A 21,135-nucleotide genomic window follows, 5' to 3' on the forward strand; every position below is an offset into this window, starting at 1 on the left:
GGTAAATCAGGCTACGTTGCGGGAGTGCCCTGCAAGCTGCGACAGAATATCGCTGTTTTCGATGGTGATGTATTTGCCTTTGACGGCCAGCATTCCGCTTTTCTGGAAACGGCCCAGCAGGCGGCTGATGGTTTCCACCGTGAGGCCAAGATAGTTACCGATATCACCACGGGTCATTGTCAGACGAAACTCTCGCGGCGAAAATCCACGCTGCGCAAAGCGACGTGACAGGTTGTAAATGAAGGCCGCCAGACGCTCTTCCGCATTCTTTTTCGACAACAGCAGAATCATGTCCTGGTCGCCTTTGATCTCGCCACTCATCAGGCGCATCATCTGTTGACGCAGGTTGGGCATTTTGCCGGATAAGTCGTCCAGGGTTTCAAAGGGGATTTCACAAACCATAGAGGTTTCGAGCGCCTGCGCAAAGCTCGGGTGATGGCCGGTGCCAATGGCATCAAAACCCACCAGATCGCCTGCAAGGTGGAAGCCGGTAATCTGTTCATCACCCTGTTCTGTAATAGTGTAACTCTTGATCGTGCCGGAACGGATAGCGTACAGCGATTTCAGTTCATCACCCGCTTTGAACAGCGTCTGGCCTTTTTGGATCGGTTTCTTACGCTCAATGATGTTGTCAAGCTGATCCAGCTCGTGCTCATTGAGTGTGAAAGGGATACAAAGCTGGCTGATACTGCAATCCTGGCAATGGATAGCACATCCGCCTGACTGAATGCGTCGTATAATTCGCTTTTCCGGGATCATAGGTCTACTCAAGCCTTAATTGATTTTGGTCAATTTTAACACCTTTTTATGGTGTACGTAAGCCTGGCGAAACCTCAATTCAGTAGAATTAAAACGGTTATTGGAAACATGAAAGGTGCGCCGTTCAGCATCCTCTTGATATTCCAGAGTTTTAGTGGGGATTTAGATAGCGAACGGCACGATTAAACGCACTAAATGGCGCCTGTTCCTACAATAGCAAATAGCCTTCATGACGCAAAAGCCACTCTTTACGCTGCACGCCGCCGGCATAGCCGGTCAGGGTGCCGTTGCGCCCGATAACCCGATGACAAGGAACCACGATACTGACCGGATTGGAACCATTGGCTGCCCCTACTGCACGGGCGGCACCGCTTCGGCCTAACATTTCCGCCAGGTGCCCGTAATGCAAAACCTGCCCGCAGGGGATGCTGCGCAGCGCTTTCCATACCTCTCGCTGAAACGGGGTACCGGCGGTGGCAGTAGGTAACGTGTCAATTACCGCGACATCGCCATCGAAGTAATCCTGCAGTTTCTGGCTAAGGCCGCCGGGATTGCGGCTGGTTACGCGCTGGTAGCCTTCACGGCGATAGTGGATATTCAGCAGTTGATCCATACGGTCGCTGTGCTCTTCCCACTCCACAGCGCGCAGGTGAAAGGTTTCGTCGCAGATAATCCACAACGGGCCAAGCGGCGTATCGATTTTATCTTCGAGGAGGGTCAGCATCTCGCATCCTTTTAAGCGCTATCCGGGAACACACCCGCGGGAAATCTAGCATGATTAGCGGGCACGCACTATACCTCAAAAGGGAGTTATTTGATATATTTATTACGAATTATCAGCGCGCTAATCTAATTTCTTTAATATTGGTTTATAAAAATTAAAAGGAGTTCTTTTTAAGAAATAAAATATAAAAAAATAGAGCCCGCCGACATCGTCAGGCTCTATAGTGCACACAGCAGCGCATCCGTTCGATTATTTTTGTGAGTTACATCCTTACCTTGATAATATAGTTATAGCGCACCCATAAACTATTTCCAGTCGAATTAGTGATAGGTTTCACGATTGTTAACCTTTATATCAGTATATTAATGACAGTTAACCCGAAGTTAAGTGAGATTAAATAACACGAAAGGGGTAGGGGCTATTACGCGTCGCCGTCGGAACCGTAGCTGCATTATTATCTTCAGCATACGGAACGCTTGCGTTGTGAGTCCTTGACGCGCCCGCTATAGTATCTGCTCAGAGGTAGCGAGAGGACTGACCATGAAACCTGACGACAAATCGTTGTTCCTTGACGCCATGGAGGATGTCCAGCCACTGAAAAGCTGTGCGGATGTCCACTGGCAACCGGGACGTAAAACCCGCACACCGACGAAAATCGATACGCTGCAACTTGATAATTTTTTGACGACCGGTTTTCTCGACGTTCTCCCCTTAGCGACCCCGCTGGAATTCAAACGCGAGGGGGTTCAGCAGGGGGTGGTTGATAAGCTGCGCTCGGGAAAATATATGCAGCAGGCCACATTGAGCCTGCTTCGCCAGCCCGTAGAGCAGTGCCGTCAGCGACTCTTTAGCTTTATGCATCAGGCAAGTCAGGATGGGCTTCGAAACGTGCTGATTATTCATGGAAAAGGGCGCGAGGAGCGCTCCCATGCCAACATCATTCGCAGTTATCTTGCGCGCTGGTTACCAGAATTTGATGAGGTGCAGGCATTTTGCGTGGCCCAGGCGCATCAGGGCGGAAGTGGTGCCTGCTATGTTGCGCTGCGTAAATCTGAGCAGGCAAAACAGGAAAACTGGGAACGACATGCTAAACGTAGCCGCTGAATGCGGCTATTTTTTTAGCTTTTCCACTGCCTCATCGCCTGTTCTCAGAGCACCCTGGCCGTCAGTGCCTGAGGCCGTCACCTGGCCTCTACCTGATTTCGCGCCAGCGAGACAAAGTGACAGGGTTATCCACAGAAACGGGGGATAACCATGTGGATACCGACGGTGAAGGGGTGAATGAATGCGCCCGTTGCTTTGCTGTCCACCCTTATGATGTTTTTGTGACCTTCGCGGCATCAGGTTTACACGGTCAATGCAGGACAACGTATTGACCTACCAATCCTGGTAGGTCAAATCGTTGCGCCTGACCAACAGCGATCAGCGTTTTCAAATGAGGTATTAAAGGGTAAATGCGGTTCAAAAAAGCATTAGCAGAGCTTCTTATACAGGCAAATAAACTCATTTCATTGCTTAACTAAAATATATCCCTTGTAAATAACAGGCCTATTCTGAAGGAATAAAAATGCTGTAACATTTCTGTTTCTGTTTCTGTTTCTGTTTCTGTTTCTGTTTCTGTTTCTGTTTCTGTTTCAAAAGGTTTTTTGATAAAAGGTGTGGCAGTGTCGTATCCCTATAAATAGCAGAGAACAACGCTTCCCGGTTAACGCCGGACTGACACCTTACTCACCACGATATATCTCGACGAAGGAAAAATATTGTTATGGCGTGCCTGATTACATTCTGCCCGTAATAAAGCCGCATCTGGGCATAATGATGCTGTGCTAAACAATCATTCAGATTTCGCTGAAACGTTGGCCTGGTCATTAAAGCCACTTCTGTTATTTTACGGTGCAGTGGCCGCAACGGTCGTAGCAATCGTCGTTGCAGATGATGGTGGTAATGGATATCCACCGCGCGCCGAATCAACCGTTACGTGGCGTGGTGGTGGTTGACGGTAAAGCGGCATCACGGTTTACGCGTCTCTGGCGACGCATTGCTGTATTGAGAATTCGGGAAAGCGGATTTTAAGGTAAAGGTGGGCTTAGCAAGCCCCTCTGCCGTTTGTGAGCTACGGTTTGTTCCTGCAAAGTTATCGTAAAGTTAATGGCCGCCGTGACGATACATATTGAGCAATTTCTACTCTCCCACGGACTAAGGTTATGCTCAAAAATATACGGGTTATTACCGGCATCATTATCGCGCTGTCGGTCTTTTGTCTTCTGCAACTGGTTACCGGGGGACTCTTTTACTCTGCGGTGAACAATGACAGAGTAAATTTTCAGAACACCGGCGTGCTCAGTGCGCAGCAGGAAAATCTGGGCGACAGCGTTAATACGCTCATCAAAACGCGTGTGACCGTTACCCGCGTGGCCATCCGCTTTCTGAAAAACCAACGCGATCCGGCCTCCCTGGCGAGTATCGAAAAACTGCTGACCGCTGCCTCGGAATCACTGGTCAGTGCGGAAGGCTACTTCAACAATTATAAAAGTACGCCGCGCGTAGCGGGCCAGGATGCTGCGCTGTCGGACGATGTCGCGCAGAAAATTACCAAAATGCATGATGTGCTCCAGCAATCTATCACTTTCCTGCGTGCCAACAACTATGAGGCCTACGGTAACTTAGATGCGCAGCAGGCCCAGGATGAGATGGATGCCAGCTACACAAAATGGCGTACGGAGAACAATACCTTCCTGCAGGCCGCCGCGCAGGAAAACCAGAGCAGTTTCACCAGCATGCAGTGGACGCTGGGGGTGATACTGCTGGTGGTGATTGCGGTCATGACCGTCATCTGGCTGGGTCTGCAACATCTGTTGCTTAAACCGCTGCACAGCGTAATGGGGCATATCCGGGCTATCGCTGGCGGCGATTTAACGCAGACCATCTCCGCGGAAGGACGCAACGAGATGAGCCAACTGGCTGCCGGCCTTCACGACATGCAGCACTCTCTGGTCAATACGGTGAGCGCGGTACGCAACAGCTCCGATTCCATTTACACCGGTGCGAGCGAAATTTCCACCGGTAACAATGACCTCTCTTCCCGCACCGAGCAGCAAGCAGCTTCGCTTGAAGAGACCGCTGCCAGCATGGAACAGCTGACCGCCACGGTAAAACAGAACACCGACAACGCCCGTCAGGCTTCACATCTTGCCAAAAATGCTTCCGATACGGCTGCCCGCGGCGGTGAAGTAGTGAGTGATGTGGTGCGTACCATGAGTGAAATCTCCAGCAGCTCCCAGCAGATTGCGCAGATCACAAGCGTTATCGACGGTATTGCGTTTCAGACCAATATCCTGGCGCTGAACGCCGCCGTTGAAGCGGCGCGTGCCGGTGAGCAGGGACGTGGGTTTGCCGTGGTGGCAGGCGAAGTTCGTTCCCTCGCCAGTCGCAGTGCGCAGGCTGCAAAAGAGATCAAAACCCTGATTGAGAACTCAGTTAACCGCGTCAACTCCGGTACAACGCTTGTGGCGGAAGCGGGCGATACCATGAAAGAGATTGTGAACGCCGTTACCCGCGTGACCGATATCATGGGTGAAATTGCTTCGGCGTCCGACGAACAGAGCAAAGGGATTGAGCAGGTGAGTCTTGCGGTTTCACAGATGGACAGCGTTACGCAACAGAACGCCTCGCTGGTACAGGAGTCCGCAGCAGCTTCTGCCGCCCTGGAAGAGCAGGCTGAACAACTGCGCCAGGCGGTGGCGGTGTTTCGTGTAAACAATGGCGCAGGCGTACTGCAAACCAAACCCGGTAAACCGGTTCAGGCACCGCGTGTGGCACTCGCCACCCCAGCGCCTGCGGCAAGCGACAGTAACTGGGAAACCTTCTGAGTCATCACTGCCGGCAGGGAGTATGCCTGCCGGCGTCGTTATCCATTGAGGAAAGCCTGGAAGGGCGCAGGAGCGCGGTTGCGTTGCGTCTGGTCAACCCGCGTCTTATACCTCTGGCGGTGATTTTTTGCGGATCACTTTATTCGCCACTGCGGTTAACACGCCGATTAACGGCATCGCGATAGCACCGGCCATAAAATTGTGATGATCCGTTTGCTTATCCCGGCGTATATCGGAAAAACGCGCCAGCGCGCGTTCGCTGTTAACAGCATCGATTTCTTCAAACTGCTTTTCATACCCTTGCTGCGTCAGTCCTGATGCAGCAGCTGCGTCTGAACCTTTAACAGCGACGACATGTTTCCCTTTTTTATAAAAATGGTAATCGGGCATGAGAGGATCCTTAAAGTAAGGCGAGAAGCTTTACTATATAAGGCTTTAGCTTCAGCTGTATAGCGGCACCGTTAATACTTATCTTAAACCTTTCTGTGCCGTTACGATTCATACTGCACCACCCCTGTCATCCCTGCCGGGGTGCTGATGATGACAGCGTTCCTCCCGGCTTTTTTGGCCTCATAAAGGGCCAGGTCGGCCCGGCGCAATGCCAGAGTAAGATCGTTATCACAATCACTGAGTGCAGCCACCCCGGCGCAGAGGGTGACGTGCCCGGCAGGGGGGAATGTCGCACTTTCAACCGAGTCGCGGATCTGCTCTGCGACAGAAGCGGCGACCTCCCGGCTGGTTTCTGGCAAAAAAATAATAAATTCTTCTCCCCCGGCGCGGCATACAATATCGGCGTCGCGGGAACAGTGACGCAATTTTTTTCCGAGCGCGATAAGCACCGCATCGCCGCCATCGTGACCATAGCGGTCATTGATTTTCTTGAAATAGTCGATATCGATAGCAATCACGCAATGCTGCCTGGCATCGCGATGCTCACTGACCCGTAAACGAAACCCCTTGCGATTGAAGAGCCCGGTAAGAGGATCCTTCATGGCTTCATCGCTGAGCTTGTTTACCCGTCTGGTCATGCGCTGGAGATGATGACTGACCGCCTCACGAAGCCGTTCTGCCTCATCGTACCCTGGCCGAAGCCGGTTGAGCTGCCTCAGTGCGCTCTCGCTGTCGTTGGTTCGGGTAAATTTCGCCAGCTTTTCGAGAGGAGCGGACAGACGCGCGGCAAAATAGGTCACAATCGCCACGGTCAGGGCGATGATAGCGAGAATGAACCATCCCGCGTTGATGGCGCTGCGCAGCAGAATTGTCGACACACTTTCGGAGGTCCCGGCAATCAGAACGTGCCAGTCGGCCTGATTAAGGCTGGCAAATCCTATCAGATCAGCCGCCACGTTATTTCTGTCAATGACCCCCCCACTGCGGGCATGAACGACGCTCTCCATGAGCGCCGGTTCCGCAGAAAGCGTCGTACCCACAAGTGTGGGATCATGACTGAAGATAATACGCCCCTCGCCGGTGACGACGCTTATTTGGGTTTGGTTGTCATAAAAGTGCTGGCCCAGGATCTCACTGAGCATGCTCTGTTTCTTGAGATGAAGGGTGCCGCCCAGATAGCCGATATACTTTCCTTCCACTGAAAAGAGCGGCTGCGAGAGAAAGACGAGATAGTTTCCGGCTGCCGAGACAAAGGGGGCGGAAATAAAAGGCTGCTTTTTATTTAACGCTTGCTGGTTTGGCACCGAGGTGAGCCGCCGTCCGGTCAGCGACGGACTTTCAGGCGAGGTCGCAACAATCATGGCACCCGCCGATACCACGGCCACGGAGTTAAAGAAGCCGGACTGTAAACGCAGTCGGTCAGTTTCATACTTAAGCCGTTTTGTGTCTTCAACGCTTTTAATAAGGCTGGCACTGTAGGCCAGTTCCCGTTTTGCGGTGGCCAGGTAATGGTCGGTGGTATCGGCAAGTTTTCGGGCGTAGGCGATGTTACTCTCAAGCAGACTCTCTTCGATGTTGCCTGTCTGAAAGAGGGTGAGTGCACCCAGAAGTAACATTGACGTCAGCAGGATCCCTCCAACGGAGAGGGCCAGCATAAGAGTCCGAAGACGGTATGTCCTGTTAAACATGTGCTCAGGGCCGAGGATAAAGGTGGCGGCATTTTACCAGTATGTTGCGCAGAATATATCCATAAGCCGCATTGAGGGCAAAGAAAGGCTTAACCTCAGGATGAAGCCCTGAAAAGAGGATGATCTTTATCTTATTAAAACGGCATTCACCGGGAAATGCCGCCATTTATAGTGTTATCTGCGCCGGGAAATCCGACTCACTCCCCGTGAACCGTCAGTCCCACCAGACGCATAACCAGTGGACGTATAATGAGGATACAAACAAAGGCCGCGGGCATGGCTACCCGGTAGGCATTCATCACATTTTCCATGTAATCGGGCCCAACGCCAAATTCCGCCATCGTAATCACCAGGCTCATGAGAAAAGCCATGATAGTCGCCATGTAAAGCGCAAAGATCCAGGGTGAGGCATGTTTCGGAAAGCGCAGGCGCGGCGTGGGTCGGGCAATAGCTTTGGTCATCGTGTTTCCGTATTAACAAAATTGATTTCGGGAGCCGCTACCCTACCAGGCGAAACGGGACAGGTGTAGTGCGGGTATGCTTTAATCATTGTTAAGAAAAAGTGAAGAATTATGCACAGAGGCAGAAATGGATGTATTGGGGCTGATAAGTAATTTTATACGGGTGGTGGAAAACGGGAGTATTGCAGCGGCAGCGCGGGCCAAAGGTACCAGTCCGGCGGCGGTAAGCCAGGGCCTGTCGCGGCTGGAAACCCAGCTGGGTGTGCGCCTGCTGTCACGCACCACGCGCAGCATGACCCTGACTGAAAACGGGAAACGTTATTTCGAGAAAGTCAGGCATATTCCGCAGGACATTGAGCTTGCTGCTCAGGCTGCCGCGATGGAGACCACGCCGCAGGGCCCGCTGCGAATTGCCACCACGGCGGCGTTTGGTCGGTACGTCCTTGCCCCTCTGATGCCCGCGTTTAATGCCGATTTTCCCTGTATCGACATTGAGATCATGGCGACAGACCGAAACGTAGACCACCGTCTGGAAGGAGTGGATGTCAGTATCCGCATCGAGGCGCAACTCAACGATCAGCTGATCGCCAGAAAAATAGCATCGCTCCCTTTTATCTTTTGTGCCGCGCCGGCCTACCTTGAACGTGCGGGCACGCCAGTGAGCCCCGATGAACTCAGTCAGCATGCCTGCCTGGTGTTTCGCTATCCTACTGACGGTCGTTTTCTTCCCTGGACCTTTCGGGTAAAGGGGGAGGCAGTCAGCGCGAAGCTCAATCCTAAATTTATCAGTGATGACATTGATATCATTGCCAAAATAGCCGTTAACGGCGGAGGAATTGCCCGGCTTGCGGATTTTGTCGCCCGGCCATTGATTGCGCGCGGGCTACTAACTCCTCTGTTTTGCCACGGCCAGGGCGATGATAATGATCCACAGTCGTTACCCATGACTATCTATGCCTGCGTCAGCGAACGTTCAGCGCTGAATGCCAGGGTCAGAGCGTTTATAGCGTTTTTAGAAACGGCGGTAAAAGACGGAAAGGCAACGCGTGCCTGATCCCTGCCGGAAACCAGCCCGCCAGGCGGCGGGCTGCTCCTTTCAGGCGGCGCTGTTATAGCCGCTCGCCGGAAGCAGGGTTTTACTCCCTTTCAGGGTAAACAAGGAGAGCACTGTAAAGCTCAGCGTAATACAGCCCAGGACCAGATAAGCCTGATGGAAGCCAACGGTATCGTACATTCGTCCTACCCATGCTGAGAGCACCACCCCCGAAAGCTGTTTTGACAAATTAAAGCCAATCAAAAACAGCGTGGCCGACAATTTCGGGTTAAAAGCAGAGGAGATATATTTAAAGGTGCCGACCAGCAGGAACGGCAGTTCAAACATATGCAGCATTTTTAAGATAATCACTTCCACCGCAGAGGAGGCAAAAGAGGAACCCAGAATACGGGCAGACATAATCACGCCGGCGGCCAGCAGAGCGTTTTTCGCCCCGATGCGGTTAACAATAGCCGGAGCAAAGAACATGATGGTGGCGTTGAGTAATTCGCCCCCCGTGGTCACGAAGCCAAACACCTCGGTCCCGCGCTGCGGACTGGAAAAGAACCCTTTAAAGAAGTTAGCAAACTGCTGATCAAAGACGTCATAAACGCTGGCGACCCCCACCACATAGACAATAAACCCCCAGAAGCGGGGCATACGCAGTAGCTCGGCGGCAGTTCGCATAGAAAAGGCCTGACGATTGGCACCCAGCGCATCGATAACCTCTGCGCTGCTGCTGCCTTCCGGTTTTGAAACCCACAACAATACGCCAAGGACCAGCGCGAAACCGGAAGCTATCCAGAAAGTTATATTGGGGTCGATGCCAAATAAAATCCCGGTGATGGAAGCGCATAACGCCCAGCCCACACAGCCTGATACGCGGACTTTGCCATATTCAAACCGGTTGGCACGGCTCACGCGCTCTATATAAGCTTCTACTGCGCCGGAACCGCTGGAGAAGACAATGCCAAGGTAGATGCCACCTGCCAGTGCGCCGATGAAAATATTCATCTGTAACAGCGGCGACAATACAAAAATAAAGAAGGGCGCAAACAAAATCAGTAATACCGTAATGGTCCACAGCAGATGTTTGCGCAGGCCGAGTTTATCGGAAATGAGCCTGGCGGTGTCGGTGACCGGTTATGATGACACCGCAGACAGCCTCTATTTTCAGCCACCGCTCACCACAGTGGCGCAGGATTTCAACAAGCTCGGTAAACGCGCCGTGGAGTTGCTCATCCAGCAGATTGCCGCGCCGCAGATGCGAGTCCGTGAGCTTCTTCCCACCCGGTTAATCCTGCGCCAGTCAACCTGGCCGCTGCAAAACGATGCTGGCGATGAAAAAGTGCAGCTAATCAGCACGCTGAAAACGCTGGTGGAGAAGTTGTGAATACAACTTGCGCAACGCAGACAACATGCCCCCGCGCAGGCGTATCTGCAATCGGCAGCAGGGGAACGCATCCCTCCCGCGACCGGCAGTGATGACGTTTTCAGAAAAACGTCATCTCGTCGTAGGGTTTTTCCCGGCAGGCGCGAAGGCGACTCGTTAAATCACCGTCATGAATCTCCAGTTTGTGCCCGTCGGGGTCGAGAAAATAGAGCGATTTCCCCTCGCTCCGGTTCGTTTTCCATTCTATTACGCCTGCCGATTTCAAATGCTGCACAACCCTCTCGAAGTCATCCGACTCCACGTTGAACGCGACATGCGTGTAATCCTCACCAGGCACTACGCTGTCCGCAGACAGGCATAACCACAGGTTATCCAGTGTGAGGTAGGCGCCCCGTGCCCATCTGGCTTTTGGTGAAAAGCCCAGCGTGTTGACATAAAAATCAAAACTTCTCGATACATCATTAACGGCAAGTGTGATGTGGTTCAGTCCGGTAAGCATAAGCGCCTCTTCAGGATTGTGGGCAGGGCGGATAATTTCCCCGTTATTTCTCTCTTTTGTTGTCCTACCTTTTAAAACGTTTTTTGACCCTTTTTTGCAGGTCCCCACGGGGTATTATCACATCCCTGTCACTGGGTATTGGTTACGTGTTGTACGCATAGCCCGCGAGAAGCTGGCGACCCGGTACTGACTCATCTTCGCCCATACTTTTCCAGGAAAGACACCCATGAATCGCCCAAACTGGTTTCACGTCTCTACCGAGGGAGCAAAATCTCTTGGTGCACTTCATCATTACGCCACGACCGCAACAGCCTTACCTGAAACGTTAATCCATCTGGTGTTTTTAAGAGTTTCGCAGATCAATGGCTGTGCGCACTGTATTGATATTCACACCCGCGATCTGCTCAGGCACGGTATGTCTGTTGAAAAGATGGTCCTGATCCCGGTCTGGGAAGAGGCACGCTATCTTTTCACTGAGCAGGAACAGGCTGCGCTGGCCTGGTCGGAAGAGGTCACCCGTGTCAGCGAAACGCATGCCAGCGACGAAGCCTACTCTGCCGCGCTTGCCGTTTTTGGCGAGAAAGCGCTCGTCGAACTGACCATTGTCATTGCTACTATGAACGCCCTTAACCGAATGGGGATAAGCTTCAGGATGAAGCCGCTCGCCAAAGCGTGAAGTAACCTCTGGCGTGTGCCAGTGAGGGAGAGCGTAGTTCCTTGCTGGCGGGAATGTTGTCTTTTGCTTCACTCTCTCTGCCTGATTGAAACTAAAGCATACTACCCGTCTTATTAAGCCAGGCAGGAAGGTGCTCTCTGTACCAGCTGAGGTAACGGGAGAGGTCGCTTTTCTGCCGCTCCTCAAGCAGAGTGACGACCTCACTTACGATCCAGGCTTTGGCAATCGCGATTTCTCTGGCGAGATGCTTCTCCTTATCAGAGGAAAACCGCTGATAACGTGCGGCCAGCGCTTCAAACTCCTGTTGCCTGCCCATACCTTTTATCAGGGGAGCCAGATCAATCGCCGGACTGCCCTGGCCAAAGCGCTCCCAGTCGAAAAGCACATACCCGCCGTTCGCTCTCTTTCCCCAGTTGCCCGCGTTAGTGTCCCCTGAAATCAGGCGCTTCGGGAAGAACAACACCTCGCTACAGCGTTGAAAACGCCGTAGCTGTTGCGCGGACTGTTGAGATAGCGACAGTAGCGCCAGGGTTTTCTCCAGGGCCGATTCTGACCACTGATGTTGATGAAACACCCACTCAGCGCGGGCAGGAAAGCGGTGCAGCTGACCCAGCATGAGCAGTATGTCATCTGCTGTCACATCGGCCTGGCTCACCGGGTGCGGAATATACTCCAGTATCAGCGCGCGACGGGCAGCATCGGCGGATATCAGCGCTGGGGTGGCAATGCCCGCCTGGTTAAGCTCACCGGCGACGTGCTGATAAAAGCAGTATTCCACCTCGCTGACCGGGGCTTTCTCTATCCTCAGTCGCCCGGTTTTATCCCGGACACGCACCACGCGGGAGGCCCCCATCCGGGAGAGATCGTCAGTTGCCATACGCAACCAGCAGTGTGAGAAGCGCCGCCAGTGCTGGCAGTGCCTGCACATAAAGTATCTTCCGGCTTGCCGTCACCGCGCCAAAAATACCGGCAATCACGACGCACACCAGGAAAAAGAGACACACTGCAGTGCCGTGTTCACCCAACCATAATCCCCAGAGCAACCCCGCCGCCAGAAACCCGTTATACAACCCCTGGTTCGCCGCCAGCACACGTGTCTGCCGGGCAAACTCTGCGGTCAGGTTAAAGGCTTTGCGGCCTCTCTTCGTGTTCCACAAAAACATTTCGAGGATAAGTATGTAGATGTGGATGAGAGCAACGAGGGTGATGAGGATAGTGGCGAGCACAATCTGGCCTCTGGCGTAGGGGACGTTGAGAAGCAGTATAGATAAGTACCCTCTGCCAGGCATAGATGGCGAGTAAAGTCAGGGGTAAAAGAGAGGGGCGGGGCAGGTGCGCCCTGAGCTAAAAGCGGATATTTAAAATCTGGTAGGTTGTACCCCTGCGCGACCTTAACCTAAGCTGTCGTGACAGGAGAGGATATTCAGGGATTCTATTATGCCATTAAACCGGATGTTGCTGAGCGGGTCGGCGGTAACGATTTTCGCGTTATTGCTGAGTGGTTGTATTCCGTATCCAAAGGAGCGACCAGGGTATATCGATCTGTGTGAGAGCGAGCATACCTTCACGATTAATGGCCCGGATGGAAAGCAAGAGATCATTCTTGAAACCTATCTCTACGATCATGCGATTCCCGGTAGATATGTTCCTTCTAAACGCGCTTCATTCACTCTCCCTCATGTACAAGGGCCTGATGCACGGCCGGAATTTTATGTTCAGCTGATAGCCTATAACAAAGGTCGACAACGACCATCGCGTCCGGGAAGTAAGGGAGCGCCGCCTGTACCGATCATGCTGGATAGCCGTCAGGCATACATTGACTTCGGTGATGGGCAACGCCTTGCCGCACGGCCTGAAATTTTTTCCGGCACCACATTTTTTCCCTATGATTTTCCTGAAGATGATTTGAAACATGCCTGGCCGTCGCCTTATGACATCAACAGTGATGAGGTGCATCGTAACGTGCCGCGTATCACCAATAATGATGACTACGGTTCTGCTTACGTAGTCTTCAAGGTGTATAACCAGCTGGCGAACACCAAATGGACCATTCACCTCGGTGAGCTTGAGGCTGGCGGGCAGAAGATAAGTGTTCCTCCGCTGAAGCTGTGTTATCAGCCGACACTAAAATGGATCGGTATCGAACCTCTTATGCGCCCCTGATAAGGTATCGGGTGGCGAAGAGTGTTCCCTGGCAACGCAACAGGAAGGCGTGGTCTCTGGAGTGCTTTTCTCATCCCCCAGCGCCAGCCGAAGATGATGGGCGATAAACGCTTCCTTAAGCGCGCTGTAACCCTGACTGTCACCCTCGGCTGCCAGCACAGCCGCCCTTTTTAGCTGCGCATAGGCGGCGGCCACATCACGGTTCTTTCTGAGATAATCGCGAAAAGCGAGGTGCTTTCTGATTTGCGGATCGCCGGTGACGAAGGCATGGAGCTGATGGCTACGCGCGTTATCGCCCCTGGTGAAATACCTGCGACCCGCTATGCCATTCTCTCCACGTGCCCTGTAACCGGCCTCTGCCATTGCCGGGTTCAGGCCGTCCAGCGCAGTAAGGTCATTCACCTCCAGCAAGATATCAATCACCGGTTTGGCCGCGAGCCCCGGTACGGAGGTGCTGCCGATGTGGTGGATACGCACCATCACCTTGCCCAATACACGCTGCAGCAAGGCACTTTCGGCAGCGAAGCGGGCGGGCCACTGCGCGTCATACTCCGCTACGGTTATCTTTCGCATGCCGGGTATTCCATGTTTTCACTGGCGAGAGTATCCAGCTTTTCCCCGTACAGGCGGTGGTAATTAACACTCCTGATGATGTCTGCACCCAGAGCGTGATAAAACTGTTGGGCAAGCGGGTCGGCCGCTACCGACAGCCAGTCCAGTTGCAGGCAGCCCCGGGCCTGCGCGCGCCCGGCGATAAAACTCATCAGTTTTCTGCCGATGCCTCTGCGTCTGAAGGGCGCAGAAACAAAAAGCTCTTTGATAAACATCTGCCCGCTGTATCGTGGGGAGGGGTACATCACCGACACGCAGGCAAAGGCTGCAATAACACCATCACAGACAACTTTGTGCACTTCCGTCCCGCTATCAGCCGCGAAGACGCTCTCCCTGAGATAGGCTGCCATATCGTGAGGCTGCAAGCAGAGATCGCTTTTGTACCAGGTCTCCATTTCGATAAAAATGTCTACCAGATCTTCATACTCCTGCGGTTCACAGACAGTAATATTCATACCTCTCCCGTTATGCTTTCTATTTTTCAGTGCGTGGTTAGTCTGAAACAAATGCGCATAGTTTTTCAGCCCCCAGATCTGGTGTTCAGATTTCGCCCGGATTAGATTGATTTTCTGAGATAGCTTGTGGAAGACAAAATGAAAGTATTGACTGTTATTGGCGCGGCCCTGTTAGCGACATCGTTCCAGACCGCTGCCTTCGTGTCTCAACCCTCTGTTCACGCCGCCCTGGCGCTGAGTGCAGGCAATGATCTGGCTAACGGGCAGGCACCTTCCGGCAAAGTGAATTACGGCGAGGTGGCAAAACTTATTCCTGTCGTGGGGTGTAACTGTGTGTTCTGCTGCGCTTTGCGTAGCGCCAGTTCATAAGCCCTTTGCATCAGCAGGCCCGGTTGATCGCAACGCTACCGGGTCTGATTTTTTGTCGGTCTAATACATCTTCTCAATACGTTAGCCCGGTTTGGGCGATAGCCTTAAGTTTCTGAGCAGCGGTGTTGATATCGGTCTCTTTGCGTACGTCCGGCATGGTGTTTAGCTGTGTCTGGCTGTACGGGGGGCAGTCAGCCCGCAACCGTAACAGTAAAATAAAAGCAGAAAAATGGGGGAGAGGTAATGGCCTCCAGTCTGCCTGAAAGCTTCCCTCGCACTTTTGAGTAGAGGACCGGCTGTGGACGCCCCGGCCTGCTCAATAGGTTCCCTCTCCCAGCCGGGGAGAGGGTCAGGGTGAGGGGAACACCCGGCGCATAAACGCACCACTCTCACCACTTCAACGCAATCTTACTTACCGAGGATATTGTTTACAGCAGCGATATGACCCGGCTTATCTTTCTGGTTAGAAATGACCTGGATAATGGTGAATTTTTTGTTGGCGACCGCAATCAGCGTGGCCTGATAAACATCAGTACCATCCATATTGCTGGTGGCTTCAATGTGGTAGACCTTCAGGCCCTTCGCGTTCTCGGTTTTTTCACTGACAACGTTATAAGCAGGGGAGGATTGCTTCTGCTGGTCTTTAATAGATTTCAGGCCATTGAGGAAATCATCTTCACTGGCAGCGCGGGCAGCCAACGGAATATCTTCTTCGCCAATAATAAGCACGCGTTTAGCCTGTTTATTGACATACATTTTTCCAGGCGCGCCGCCAGGAACAGGCTGGGCTTCATAGCCCTGCAAGGTAAATACCTGTTTCCCACCCAGAAGAGAGAGCGTTTCGCTGCTGGACGCTGCTTGTTCTGTCTTTTGAGTTTCGGCAGCGGTAGCGACATTCAGCGTGCAGCCCAGCGCCGCGGTAAAGCAAATGGCAGCGGACAGATTAACTAACTTCTTTAATTTCATAGACAACTCCTCATGTTGTTATTTCCTTAACTAACGAACCGGCGGTAAAAGATCAGAGCCCAGAGTGAATATTCAACGCTACTGATTAACCAGCCTGCAAGCTGGCATTACCGCCTGTTTCCTGGTTTTATCGTGCAGTCAAATGCGGCACCAATAATGACAGAATGAATAAAGGTAGCTCTTTTTTCGTATGCAGGATGAAAAAATTCATCGTACAAAAAATAAGGGGAAATTCCGGTTTGCAAGAGCCTGAGGCTGGAGCAAAAAAAGGTAAAATCATCCTTTAATTTAATCTCTGACATTCGCCTGGTCAGCTTTTCCCTTGATTTTATTAGGATTTGTTTGGAAAACTAACACATTTCTCTCTGTGTTGCGAATGATTTCCGTCCTGAATTCATTCTCTTTCGATGATTGACAAAGATATTTTTTCTCAATGCGATAATTCTTAAATATGGATTAAAGCAAGGGCGGAGATGGGCATTTGTTATTACGTGCCATTTTATCGCGACACGATTCCCTGTGGCGCACGATGATTTGTAAAGCGTAATAATGGTGTGGATATTTCATCCGTTGCCTCCAGGCGTGGGGCAGGGATATGCCAGTGGATGCAATATATCCTGATAAATTAACCGCGAGATTTGATTTCATATTTCCATAACTAACAAAGGTAGGTTTACAATCAACGTAGACTGTTTGTAAAGTAGTTTAAATGTGGCGGCAGGGTGCGGTCTTCTGACTTGCAGAGTGATGCCTTGTGGCCATTCCCACGAACGCAGTTTCTCCCATTAAAACATCGGATGAGTTAATCACGTTGAAAAGCATAACGGAATTGAAAATGGGTTATACAAAGGTAGTCTTCTGGCTTCTGTTAACCCTGTTTCTCGTACCAGCTATCACATTAGGCTTTGCTGAATACGGGAATAAATCACTTAACGAAGAATATACGCAGTTCTTTATTGAGGATGCCCAGAGACAGCATCAGGATGCCGGAAAGCTTACTGAATTCTTGCAACAGAATCCCCCCTCAAGCGTCTGTGGCCCGGTGGCCGACAATCTGATTGAGTATAAAAATGCAGTCTGTGCGCCGAATTCAGAACTCTGGCAGTTCTATATGATGGACAAAGCCGCCATCTGGACGCTGATTGCCGGCGGTGTTGTACTGCTGATTATCGTGCTACTCAGTGCGCTCGCCTTTAAAGATCGCCCCAGCCAGCTGTTAAGCCTGCGGCTTGCGCGCCCGTTCCTGATGATTGCCGGCTCACTGGAAGTAATAGTGCAGGGGGCGATGCTGGTATGGCTCTCTTTCTGGGGAACCGCCTTCTTCACGCAAACTTACTATCCGAAGCTGGTTATTCTGGTGGGGTTGATGGTACTGGCGGGTATCTACTACATCATTAAGGGCATCTTCAAAAAACTGCCGCCTGAAGAGAATATCGAAGGGGAGGTGGTGAGCCGCGATGCAGCCCCTCAACTGTGGTCACGCATTGATGCGCTGGCCGCAAAAGTAGGCACGACGCCGCCGGATCACATTATTGCCGGTATCGACACCAATTTTTACGTGACAGAAGCACCGCTTCGCGTCAATGACCAGCTTTTAAAAGGGCGCAAGCTCTACGTGAGTATCCCTCTGTTGCGTCAACTCACCCTCGCTCAGGCGGATGGTGTCATGGTGCACGAGCTGACTCACCTGCATGAAGGCGATACGGCGTCGGGCGCTTTACTGGGGCCGAAGCTGCACCGTTTCGATCTGTATACTGCCCTGATGAGCGAGAATGTGGCCACGCTGATTGTCTACTATCCGCTGTATCTGTACCGCATGCTCTTTGAACTGGCGTGGCAGCGTAACAGTCGTGAACGTGAGTTCGTAGCCGATCGCAATGCCTCTGCACTCATCTCGCCCGCCGCGATTATCGAGTCGCTGATCAAAATTTCTGCTTATGCCAGTTACCGCTATCAGATTGAGCGGAATCTGTTTGAAAACAACGCGCTGCATGAAAATGAGCTGGGTATCCGTCACGCTATCGCGGCTGGTCTGCCGACGCATGTGGGTTCCCCCGATTTTATCAGCCTGATGCGTGAACAGAATGTGCCGCATCCTTTTGATTCACACCCCCCGCTGACTGAGAGAATGCGCAACGTGGGCTTTAGCGTCGAAGAGACCGCCTATGCCGCGATGGCTGCAGAATTGCCGACGGAGAGCTGGGTCGATCTCATCCCGGTGGCCGACAACATTGAGCAGCAGCTGTGGCAGAAGTACGAAGGCGATTTCTCCTCTAACCATGAAGAGAGCCTGGCATGGCGCTACCAGCCCACGGGCGAAGCCGAGACTGCGCTGGTGTTGAAGTATTTCCCCAACGTTCCCTTCACGCTGAAAGACGGTTCGCAAATCGAAATCACCTGGCAGGGCATTGTGGCGCCGAAAACGGGCGAGCTGCTGGAGTGGGATAACGTTAAAAACATCAATGTGTTAAGAAACTTCGGCCGGGATACCTTGCATCTGCAACATGTGCAGCCAAACGCCCAGGGCAAAAAACGCAGCCAAATCCCACTGCCGGGCATGAAGAAAGAGATCGAACGGTTCAAGGAAGTGTTGGCCTGGTACTGGCATCGCCATCAGACAGTGCGCGCGCTTCCCCAGCAGCCTGAGACGGTGACGCAACCACAAGCATAACCGGTGACTCAACCCTGCGCCTTTAGTGCCAGGGTTGAGCCACAACCGTTTTACTTATTGACCTCCACAAGGAATAACAGTGTTTAAAAAAGCGACCAGAAATGTAATACCTGCAATGGTGGCAGCCGTACTGTGTTTGCCGCTGGCCGCCTGCGATAACAACGACGCCCCTAAAGAAAAACCGGCTGCGGCGCCAGACGCGAAACCTGCTGCGGCGCCGGGTGCCAAACCTGCTGCTACGGCGAGTGCAACACCGGCTGTAGAAGACCCAACCGAGCAGCTCACCGCCAAGGTGAACCACTACATCGAATGCTTTAACACCGCGGATGGTAGCGTGCACGACAGTGCAGAGCGTTATGTCAGCTGGATTGATAACGTGGAAACGGGGCCAACGGGTAAAGAGCGTAAGGTGTACACCCTGGGGCACATCCCGGCCTATCAAGTGGAAAGCTGTACTAAAGCCATCAACCAGGCCGTGAAGGCGAAGCCTGCCTTGCCCGCTTTGGATGACGCGGCGACAAAATATCTTACTGAGTTGACAACGCTTGCGCCTTTAGTCTCGCAAGCGCATCAGTATTACAGTCAGGAAGATTATAAGGATGATGGTTTTGCAAAGGGCAAGGAGATGCATCAACCGCTGATGAAGGCATTTAAAGCCTTTATGAACGCCAGCGACGTCTATGGTGCGGAACTGGAGAAGGAGTCGAGCGCTCTTAATGCCGCGCAGCTTGCCGAGATCGAGAAAACCGAAGGCAAGCATCTCGCTTACTATCGACTGGCACTGGTCAGCCAGGGAAAAGACCTGACCATGCTGTTTGATGCAGAATCACCGGATGTTAATAACGTCATCAAAGCGATTGAGGCCTATGGCGCGCTGTTAGAGGAAGCCAGACAGTCTACGGCCAACGACCAGGATAAGCCGATCGGCTGGTCGGTTTTCCTGAGTCGTGCAGAAACCTTCCTGAAAGACAGTAAGGATATGATGCGCCGGTTACGTGACAAAACGCCCTACAGCCAGGGCGATAAGATGATGATGGAAGGTGGCAGTGGCTGGATGGTTTCCGGTTCACCGATGCGGGTTTTGAAATCCTATAACGAAATGGTTCAGGCCAGTAACAGTCTGTAACTCCTAAGACTCCCCTGGTGCTGGCGCAGGTCAGTGGCGGGGGAGCACGATGGAATAAACGGGGCAGGAGAAGACGCCGGTCTCGTTGTTATTTCAGCAGAAGGGCGAGTTAGCTCATTAGTAAGTAAAACAATCATGGCTTTAACGTTGAGGAATAGTGAGACGTCGCTACAGGAATGAAGAAGGAAAAGTTTACGGCTCTAAAAGTCAAACGATATTAAAGAAGAATGTGAAAGGGAAACATTTCTGTTTACAACTAAAAGCTTACAAAGGAATCCATATGAATTCCTTTTGATAAATTAATTGTGAAAGAGATTTGATTTTATTTTAGTATGACAACTTCATTGTCGTTCTTATCTTCACATTTGCCAGCTTTTTCAATCGATGTGTTAATTTTGTCACCTTGATTTATATATTTATAGGTAACAGAGGGGTCGATTGTATTATTAAACATATTGCACGTTTCTTTGTTAAGTTTTGTGATTACATAAGCAAACGAATGTGCTGATGCAGATGTTCCTTTGAGCGGGGTGGATTCCTTGATGTATAAATTTTCGGGTATCTTTTTATCGCGGTAGTATCTGGTTAACCAGTCTCCCCCTTGCTCCTTATAGCTGAGAAAGGCATTCTCCAGCTGTGTATATCCATTGCTAGTTGGTTGCACGATCAAACTAGTCAGTGTGGTGCCGTCATAAATAGCATCAACTTTCTCTAGACCGCCACGTGCATGATCAATATTAGCTATAGTATCAGCCACTTCGATAAAAATCAGAGGTGAACTTAACGCTGGCACCGCTACCATCGACATGGCTAAAGGAAAAAGTAATGGCAGACAGTAAGTTTTAAGATCTCTGGGCTTCCATAATGATAATTTTTTCATGATACTTTCCTCAACGTGTGACATTTTATTTTTTCCTTAATATCATTAACTTTAGGAATTCACAACAAAAAATATTACTCTTGCTTTTAATTTATACGATAAAAATCTCTAAGTAAGCGATTCAGGTCAACTTTATTAATGCCCCGCGCAACTGGTGAATGTTTTAAGCGTGTCGGGAGAGCGTATTGTTTTCAATGCTAGCAGTTGACCCGGTTCTATATTACTTCTAAACGGGTTGATGAGTCACACTGGTACTTAGTGAGTGATCATTAAAAATACTTTCTATGACTCATTTGCAAGTACACCTTTTTTACGGCATAGAGACAGATGAACTATTTTTAGCTTTTACTAAATTATTCATAGGCAGCTTTGCTGCAAGCAAAATGTCATCTTTCATTATT

20 protein-coding genes and 3 pseudogenes are annotated in these 21,135 nt (G+C 51.4%); 10 read left to right on the forward strand and 13 right to left on the reverse strand.

The genetic code is table 11. The annotated features are described in order from the left end of the window. Window positions 1-6: 6 nt before the first annotated feature. Both fnr and ogt read right to left on the reverse strand, forming a co-directional pair. The gene (gene fnr / locus M1D91_RS11150) at window positions 7-759 is read right to left on the reverse strand and encodes a fumarate/nitrate reduction transcriptional regulator Fnr (RefSeq protein ID WP_437432040.1); all 753 of its coding nucleotides are present in this window, start codon (window positions 757-759) and stop codon (window positions 7-9) included. A 208-nt stretch (window positions 760-967) separates the two neighbouring features. After that, window positions 968-1,483: a methylated-DNA--[protein]-cysteine S-methyltransferase gene (ogt, locus tag M1D91_RS11155; protein ID WP_437432041.1), complete on the reverse strand. Its 516-nt coding sequence runs from the start codon at window positions 1,481-1,483 to the stop codon at window positions 968-970. A gap of 540 nt (window positions 1,484-2,023) precedes the next feature. Here ogt and smrA point away from each other — a divergent pair. The 3 genes from smrA to tcp all read left to right on the forward strand — a co-directional run bounded on the left by smrA (window position 2,024) and on the right by tcp (window position 5,352). Continuing rightward, window positions 2,024-2,587 (forward strand): DNA endonuclease SmrA, encoded by a 564-nt coding sequence (gene smrA, locus M1D91_RS11160; RefSeq protein WP_437432042.1) that lies wholly within the window; start codon window positions 2,024-2,026, stop codon window positions 2,585-2,587. Window positions 2,588-3,427: 840 nt separating this feature from the next. Beyond that, window positions 3,428-3,556 (forward strand): hypothetical protein, encoded by a 129-nt coding sequence (locus tag M1D91_RS11165; RefSeq protein WP_437432043.1) that lies wholly within the window; start codon window positions 3,428-3,430, stop codon window positions 3,554-3,556. Between the two features lie 131 nt (window positions 3,557-3,687). Next, the gene (tcp, locus tag M1D91_RS11170; protein ID WP_437432044.1) at window positions 3,688-5,352 is read left to right on the forward strand and encodes a methyl-accepting chemotaxis citrate transducer; all 1,665 of its coding nucleotides are present in this window, start codon (window positions 3,688-3,690) and stop codon (window positions 5,350-5,352) included. 105 nt (window positions 5,353-5,457) lie between these two features. On the opposite strand, the gene M1D91_RS11175 is transcribed toward tcp, so the two are convergent. The 3 genes from M1D91_RS11175 to M1D91_RS11185 form a co-directional block, all read right to left on the reverse strand. Then, window positions 5,458-5,742, reverse strand: coding sequence for a hypothetical protein (locus M1D91_RS11175; protein ID WP_437432045.1), 285 nt, complete (start codon window positions 5,740-5,742; stop codon window positions 5,458-5,460). A 101-nt stretch (window positions 5,743-5,843) separates the two neighbouring features. Next, entirely contained in the window at window positions 5,844-7,430 is a 1,587-nt protein-coding gene (locus tag M1D91_RS11180) for a sensor domain-containing diguanylate cyclase (protein ID WP_437432046.1), read from the reverse strand. Window positions 7,431-7,627: 197 nt separating this feature from the next. Continuing rightward, window positions 7,628-7,891, reverse strand: a complete 264-nt coding sequence (locus tag M1D91_RS11185) for a DUF2798 domain-containing protein (protein ID WP_437432047.1) — start codon at window positions 7,889-7,891, stop codon at window positions 7,628-7,630. 127 nt (window positions 7,892-8,018) lie between these two features. On the opposite strand from M1D91_RS11185, the gene M1D91_RS11190 reads away from it, so the two are divergent. Further along, a complete protein-coding gene (locus tag M1D91_RS11190) occupies window positions 8,019-8,945 on the forward strand; it encodes a LysR family transcriptional regulator (RefSeq protein ID WP_437432048.1) in 927 nt (308 codons plus the stop codon). 42 nt (window positions 8,946-8,987) lie between these two features. On the opposite strand, the pseudogene M1D91_RS11195 reads toward M1D91_RS11190, so the two are convergent. Further along, a pseudogene (locus M1D91_RS11195) lies at window positions 8,988-10,046 on the reverse strand (oligosaccharide MFS transporter); the annotation flags it as partial. On the opposite strand from M1D91_RS11195, the pseudogene M1D91_RS11200 reads away from it, so the two are divergent. After that, window positions 10,045-10,317 (forward strand): annotated as a pseudogene (locus tag M1D91_RS11200) (substrate-binding domain-containing protein); the annotation flags it as partial. The pseudogenes M1D91_RS11195 and M1D91_RS11200 sit on opposite strands and share 2 nt — an antisense overlap. Before the next feature lie 100 nt (window positions 10,318-10,417). Here M1D91_RS11200 and fos read toward each other — a convergent pair. Beyond that, complete coding sequence (gene fos / locus M1D91_RS11205; protein WP_437432049.1) at window positions 10,418-10,816, reverse strand: fosfomycin resistance glutathione transferase; 399 nt, start codon at window positions 10,814-10,816, stop codon at window positions 10,418-10,420. Window positions 10,817-11,042: 226 nt separating this feature from the next. On the opposite strand from fos, the gene M1D91_RS11210 reads away from it, so the two are divergent. Further along, on the forward strand, window positions 11,043-11,492 hold the full coding sequence (locus M1D91_RS11210) for a carboxymuconolactone decarboxylase family protein (RefSeq protein ID WP_437432050.1): 450 nt from the start codon (window positions 11,043-11,045) through the stop codon (window positions 11,490-11,492). Between the two features lie 91 nt (window positions 11,493-11,583). Here the strand turns inward: M1D91_RS11210 and M1D91_RS11215 are convergent, their stop codons facing one another. Beyond that, on the reverse strand, window positions 11,584-12,369 hold the full coding sequence (locus M1D91_RS11215) for a phosphotransferase family protein (RefSeq protein ID WP_437432051.1): 786 nt from the start codon (window positions 12,367-12,369) through the stop codon (window positions 11,584-11,586). After that, the gene (locus M1D91_RS11220; protein WP_437432052.1) at window positions 12,359-12,718 is read right to left on the reverse strand and encodes a DUF1304 domain-containing protein; all 360 of its coding nucleotides are present in this window, start codon (window positions 12,716-12,718) and stop codon (window positions 12,359-12,361) included. Before M1D91_RS11220 ends, M1D91_RS11215 begins: the two co-directional genes overlap by 11 nt. 211 nt (window positions 12,719-12,929) lie before the next feature. Between M1D91_RS11220 and M1D91_RS11225 the strand changes: the two genes are divergently transcribed. After that, window positions 12,930-13,655: a hypothetical protein gene (locus tag M1D91_RS11225; RefSeq protein WP_437432053.1), complete on the forward strand. Its 726-nt coding sequence runs from the start codon at window positions 12,930-12,932 to the stop codon at window positions 13,653-13,655. A 72-nt stretch (window positions 13,656-13,727) separates the two neighbouring features. Here M1D91_RS11225 and M1D91_RS11230 read toward each other — a convergent pair. Then, window positions 13,728-14,228 (reverse strand): annotated as a pseudogene (locus M1D91_RS11230) (GrpB family protein); the annotation flags it as partial. Beyond that, the gene (locus tag M1D91_RS11235; protein ID WP_437432054.1) at window positions 14,216-14,722 is read right to left on the reverse strand and encodes a GNAT family N-acetyltransferase; all 507 of its coding nucleotides are present in this window, start codon (window positions 14,720-14,722) and stop codon (window positions 14,216-14,218) included. The pseudogene M1D91_RS11230 and the gene M1D91_RS11235, both read right to left, overlap by 13 nt. Window positions 14,723-14,860: 138 nt before the next feature. Here M1D91_RS11235 and M1D91_RS11240 point away from each other — a divergent pair, with 138 nt between their 5' ends. After that, window positions 14,861-15,091 carry a hypothetical protein gene (locus M1D91_RS11240; RefSeq protein WP_437432055.1) on the forward strand — a complete coding sequence of 77 codons (231 nt, stop codon included), beginning with the start codon at window positions 14,861-14,863 and terminating at the stop codon, window positions 15,089-15,091. A 408-nt stretch (window positions 15,092-15,499) separates the two neighbouring features. Here M1D91_RS11240 and M1D91_RS11245 read toward each other — a convergent pair whose 3' ends face one another. After that, entirely contained in the window at window positions 15,500-16,057 is a 558-nt protein-coding gene (locus tag M1D91_RS11245) for a DcrB/PsbP domain-containing protein (protein ID WP_437432056.1), read from the reverse strand. Window positions 16,058-16,892: 835 nt separating this feature from the next. On the opposite strand from M1D91_RS11245, the gene M1D91_RS11250 reads away from it, so the two are divergent. Further along, window positions 16,893-18,728 (forward strand): M48 family metallopeptidase, encoded by a 1,836-nt coding sequence (locus M1D91_RS11250; protein WP_437432057.1) that lies wholly within the window; start codon window positions 16,893-16,895, stop codon window positions 18,726-18,728. 79 nt (window positions 18,729-18,807) lie between these two features. Next, the gene (locus M1D91_RS11255; protein WP_437432058.1) at window positions 18,808-19,854 is read left to right on the forward strand and encodes a YiiG family protein; all 1,047 of its coding nucleotides are present in this window, start codon (window positions 18,808-18,810) and stop codon (window positions 19,852-19,854) included. A 322-nt stretch (window positions 19,855-20,176) separates the two neighbouring features. Here M1D91_RS11255 and M1D91_RS11260 read toward each other — a convergent pair whose 3' ends face one another. Continuing rightward, window positions 20,177-20,734, reverse strand: a complete 558-nt coding sequence (locus M1D91_RS11260; RefSeq protein WP_437432059.1) for a hypothetical protein — start codon at window positions 20,732-20,734, stop codon at window positions 20,177-20,179. Window positions 20,735-21,135: the final 401 nt, after the last annotated feature.

The sequence above is a fragment of the Enterobacter sp. SA197 genome, from assembly GCF_054131575.1.

Coding starts and splice junctions, on each gene's coding strand:
- fnr (WP_437432040.1), bottom strand. CDS start 759: ATGATCCCGGAAAAGCGAATTATACGACGCATTCAGTCAGGCGGATGT.
- ogt (WP_437432041.1), bottom strand. CDS start 1,483: ATGCTGACCCTCCTCGAAGATAAAATCGATACGCCGCTTGGCCCGTTG.
- smrA (WP_437432042.1), top strand. CDS start 2,024: ATGAAACCTGACGACAAATCGTTGTTCCTTGACGCCATGGAGGATGTC.
- M1D91_RS11165 (WP_437432043.1), top strand. CDS start 3,428: ATGGATATCCACCGCGCGCCGAATCAACCGTTACGTGGCGTGGTGGTG.
- tcp (WP_437432044.1), top strand. CDS start 3,688: ATGCTCAAAAATATACGGGTTATTACCGGCATCATTATCGCGCTGTCG.
- M1D91_RS11175 (WP_437432045.1), bottom strand. CDS start 5,742: ATGCCCGATTACCATTTTTATAAAAAAGGGAAACATGTCGTCGCTGTT.
- M1D91_RS11180 (WP_437432046.1), bottom strand. CDS start 7,430: ATGTTTAACAGGACATACCGTCTTCGGACTCTTATGCTGGCCCTCTCC.
- M1D91_RS11185 (WP_437432047.1), bottom strand. CDS start 7,891: ATGACCAAAGCTATTGCCCGACCCACGCCGCGCCTGCGCTTTCCGAAA.
- M1D91_RS11190 (WP_437432048.1), top strand. CDS start 8,019: ATGGATGTATTGGGGCTGATAAGTAATTTTATACGGGTGGTGGAAAAC.
- fos (WP_437432049.1), bottom strand. CDS start 10,816: ATGCTTACCGGACTGAACCACATCACACTTGCCGTTAATGATGTATCG.
- M1D91_RS11210 (WP_437432050.1), top strand. CDS start 11,043: ATGAATCGCCCAAACTGGTTTCACGTCTCTACCGAGGGAGCAAAATCT.
- M1D91_RS11215 (WP_437432051.1), bottom strand. CDS start 12,369: ATGGCAACTGACGATCTCTCCCGGATGGGGGCCTCCCGCGTGGTGCGT.
- M1D91_RS11225 (WP_437432053.1), top strand. CDS start 12,930: ATGCCATTAAACCGGATGTTGCTGAGCGGGTCGGCGGTAACGATTTTC.
- M1D91_RS11235 (WP_437432054.1), bottom strand. CDS start 14,722: ATGAATATTACTGTCTGTGAACCGCAGGAGTATGAAGATCTGGTAGAC.
- M1D91_RS11240 (WP_437432055.1), top strand. CDS start 14,861: ATGAAAGTATTGACTGTTATTGGCGCGGCCCTGTTAGCGACATCGTTC.
- M1D91_RS11245 (WP_437432056.1), bottom strand. CDS start 16,057: ATGAAATTAAAGAAGTTAGTTAATCTGTCCGCTGCCATTTGCTTTACC.
- M1D91_RS11250 (WP_437432057.1), top strand. CDS start 16,893: ATGGGTTATACAAAGGTAGTCTTCTGGCTTCTGTTAACCCTGTTTCTC.
- M1D91_RS11260 (WP_437432059.1), bottom strand. CDS start 20,734: ATGAAAAAATTATCATTATGGAAGCCCAGAGATCTTAAAACTTACTGT.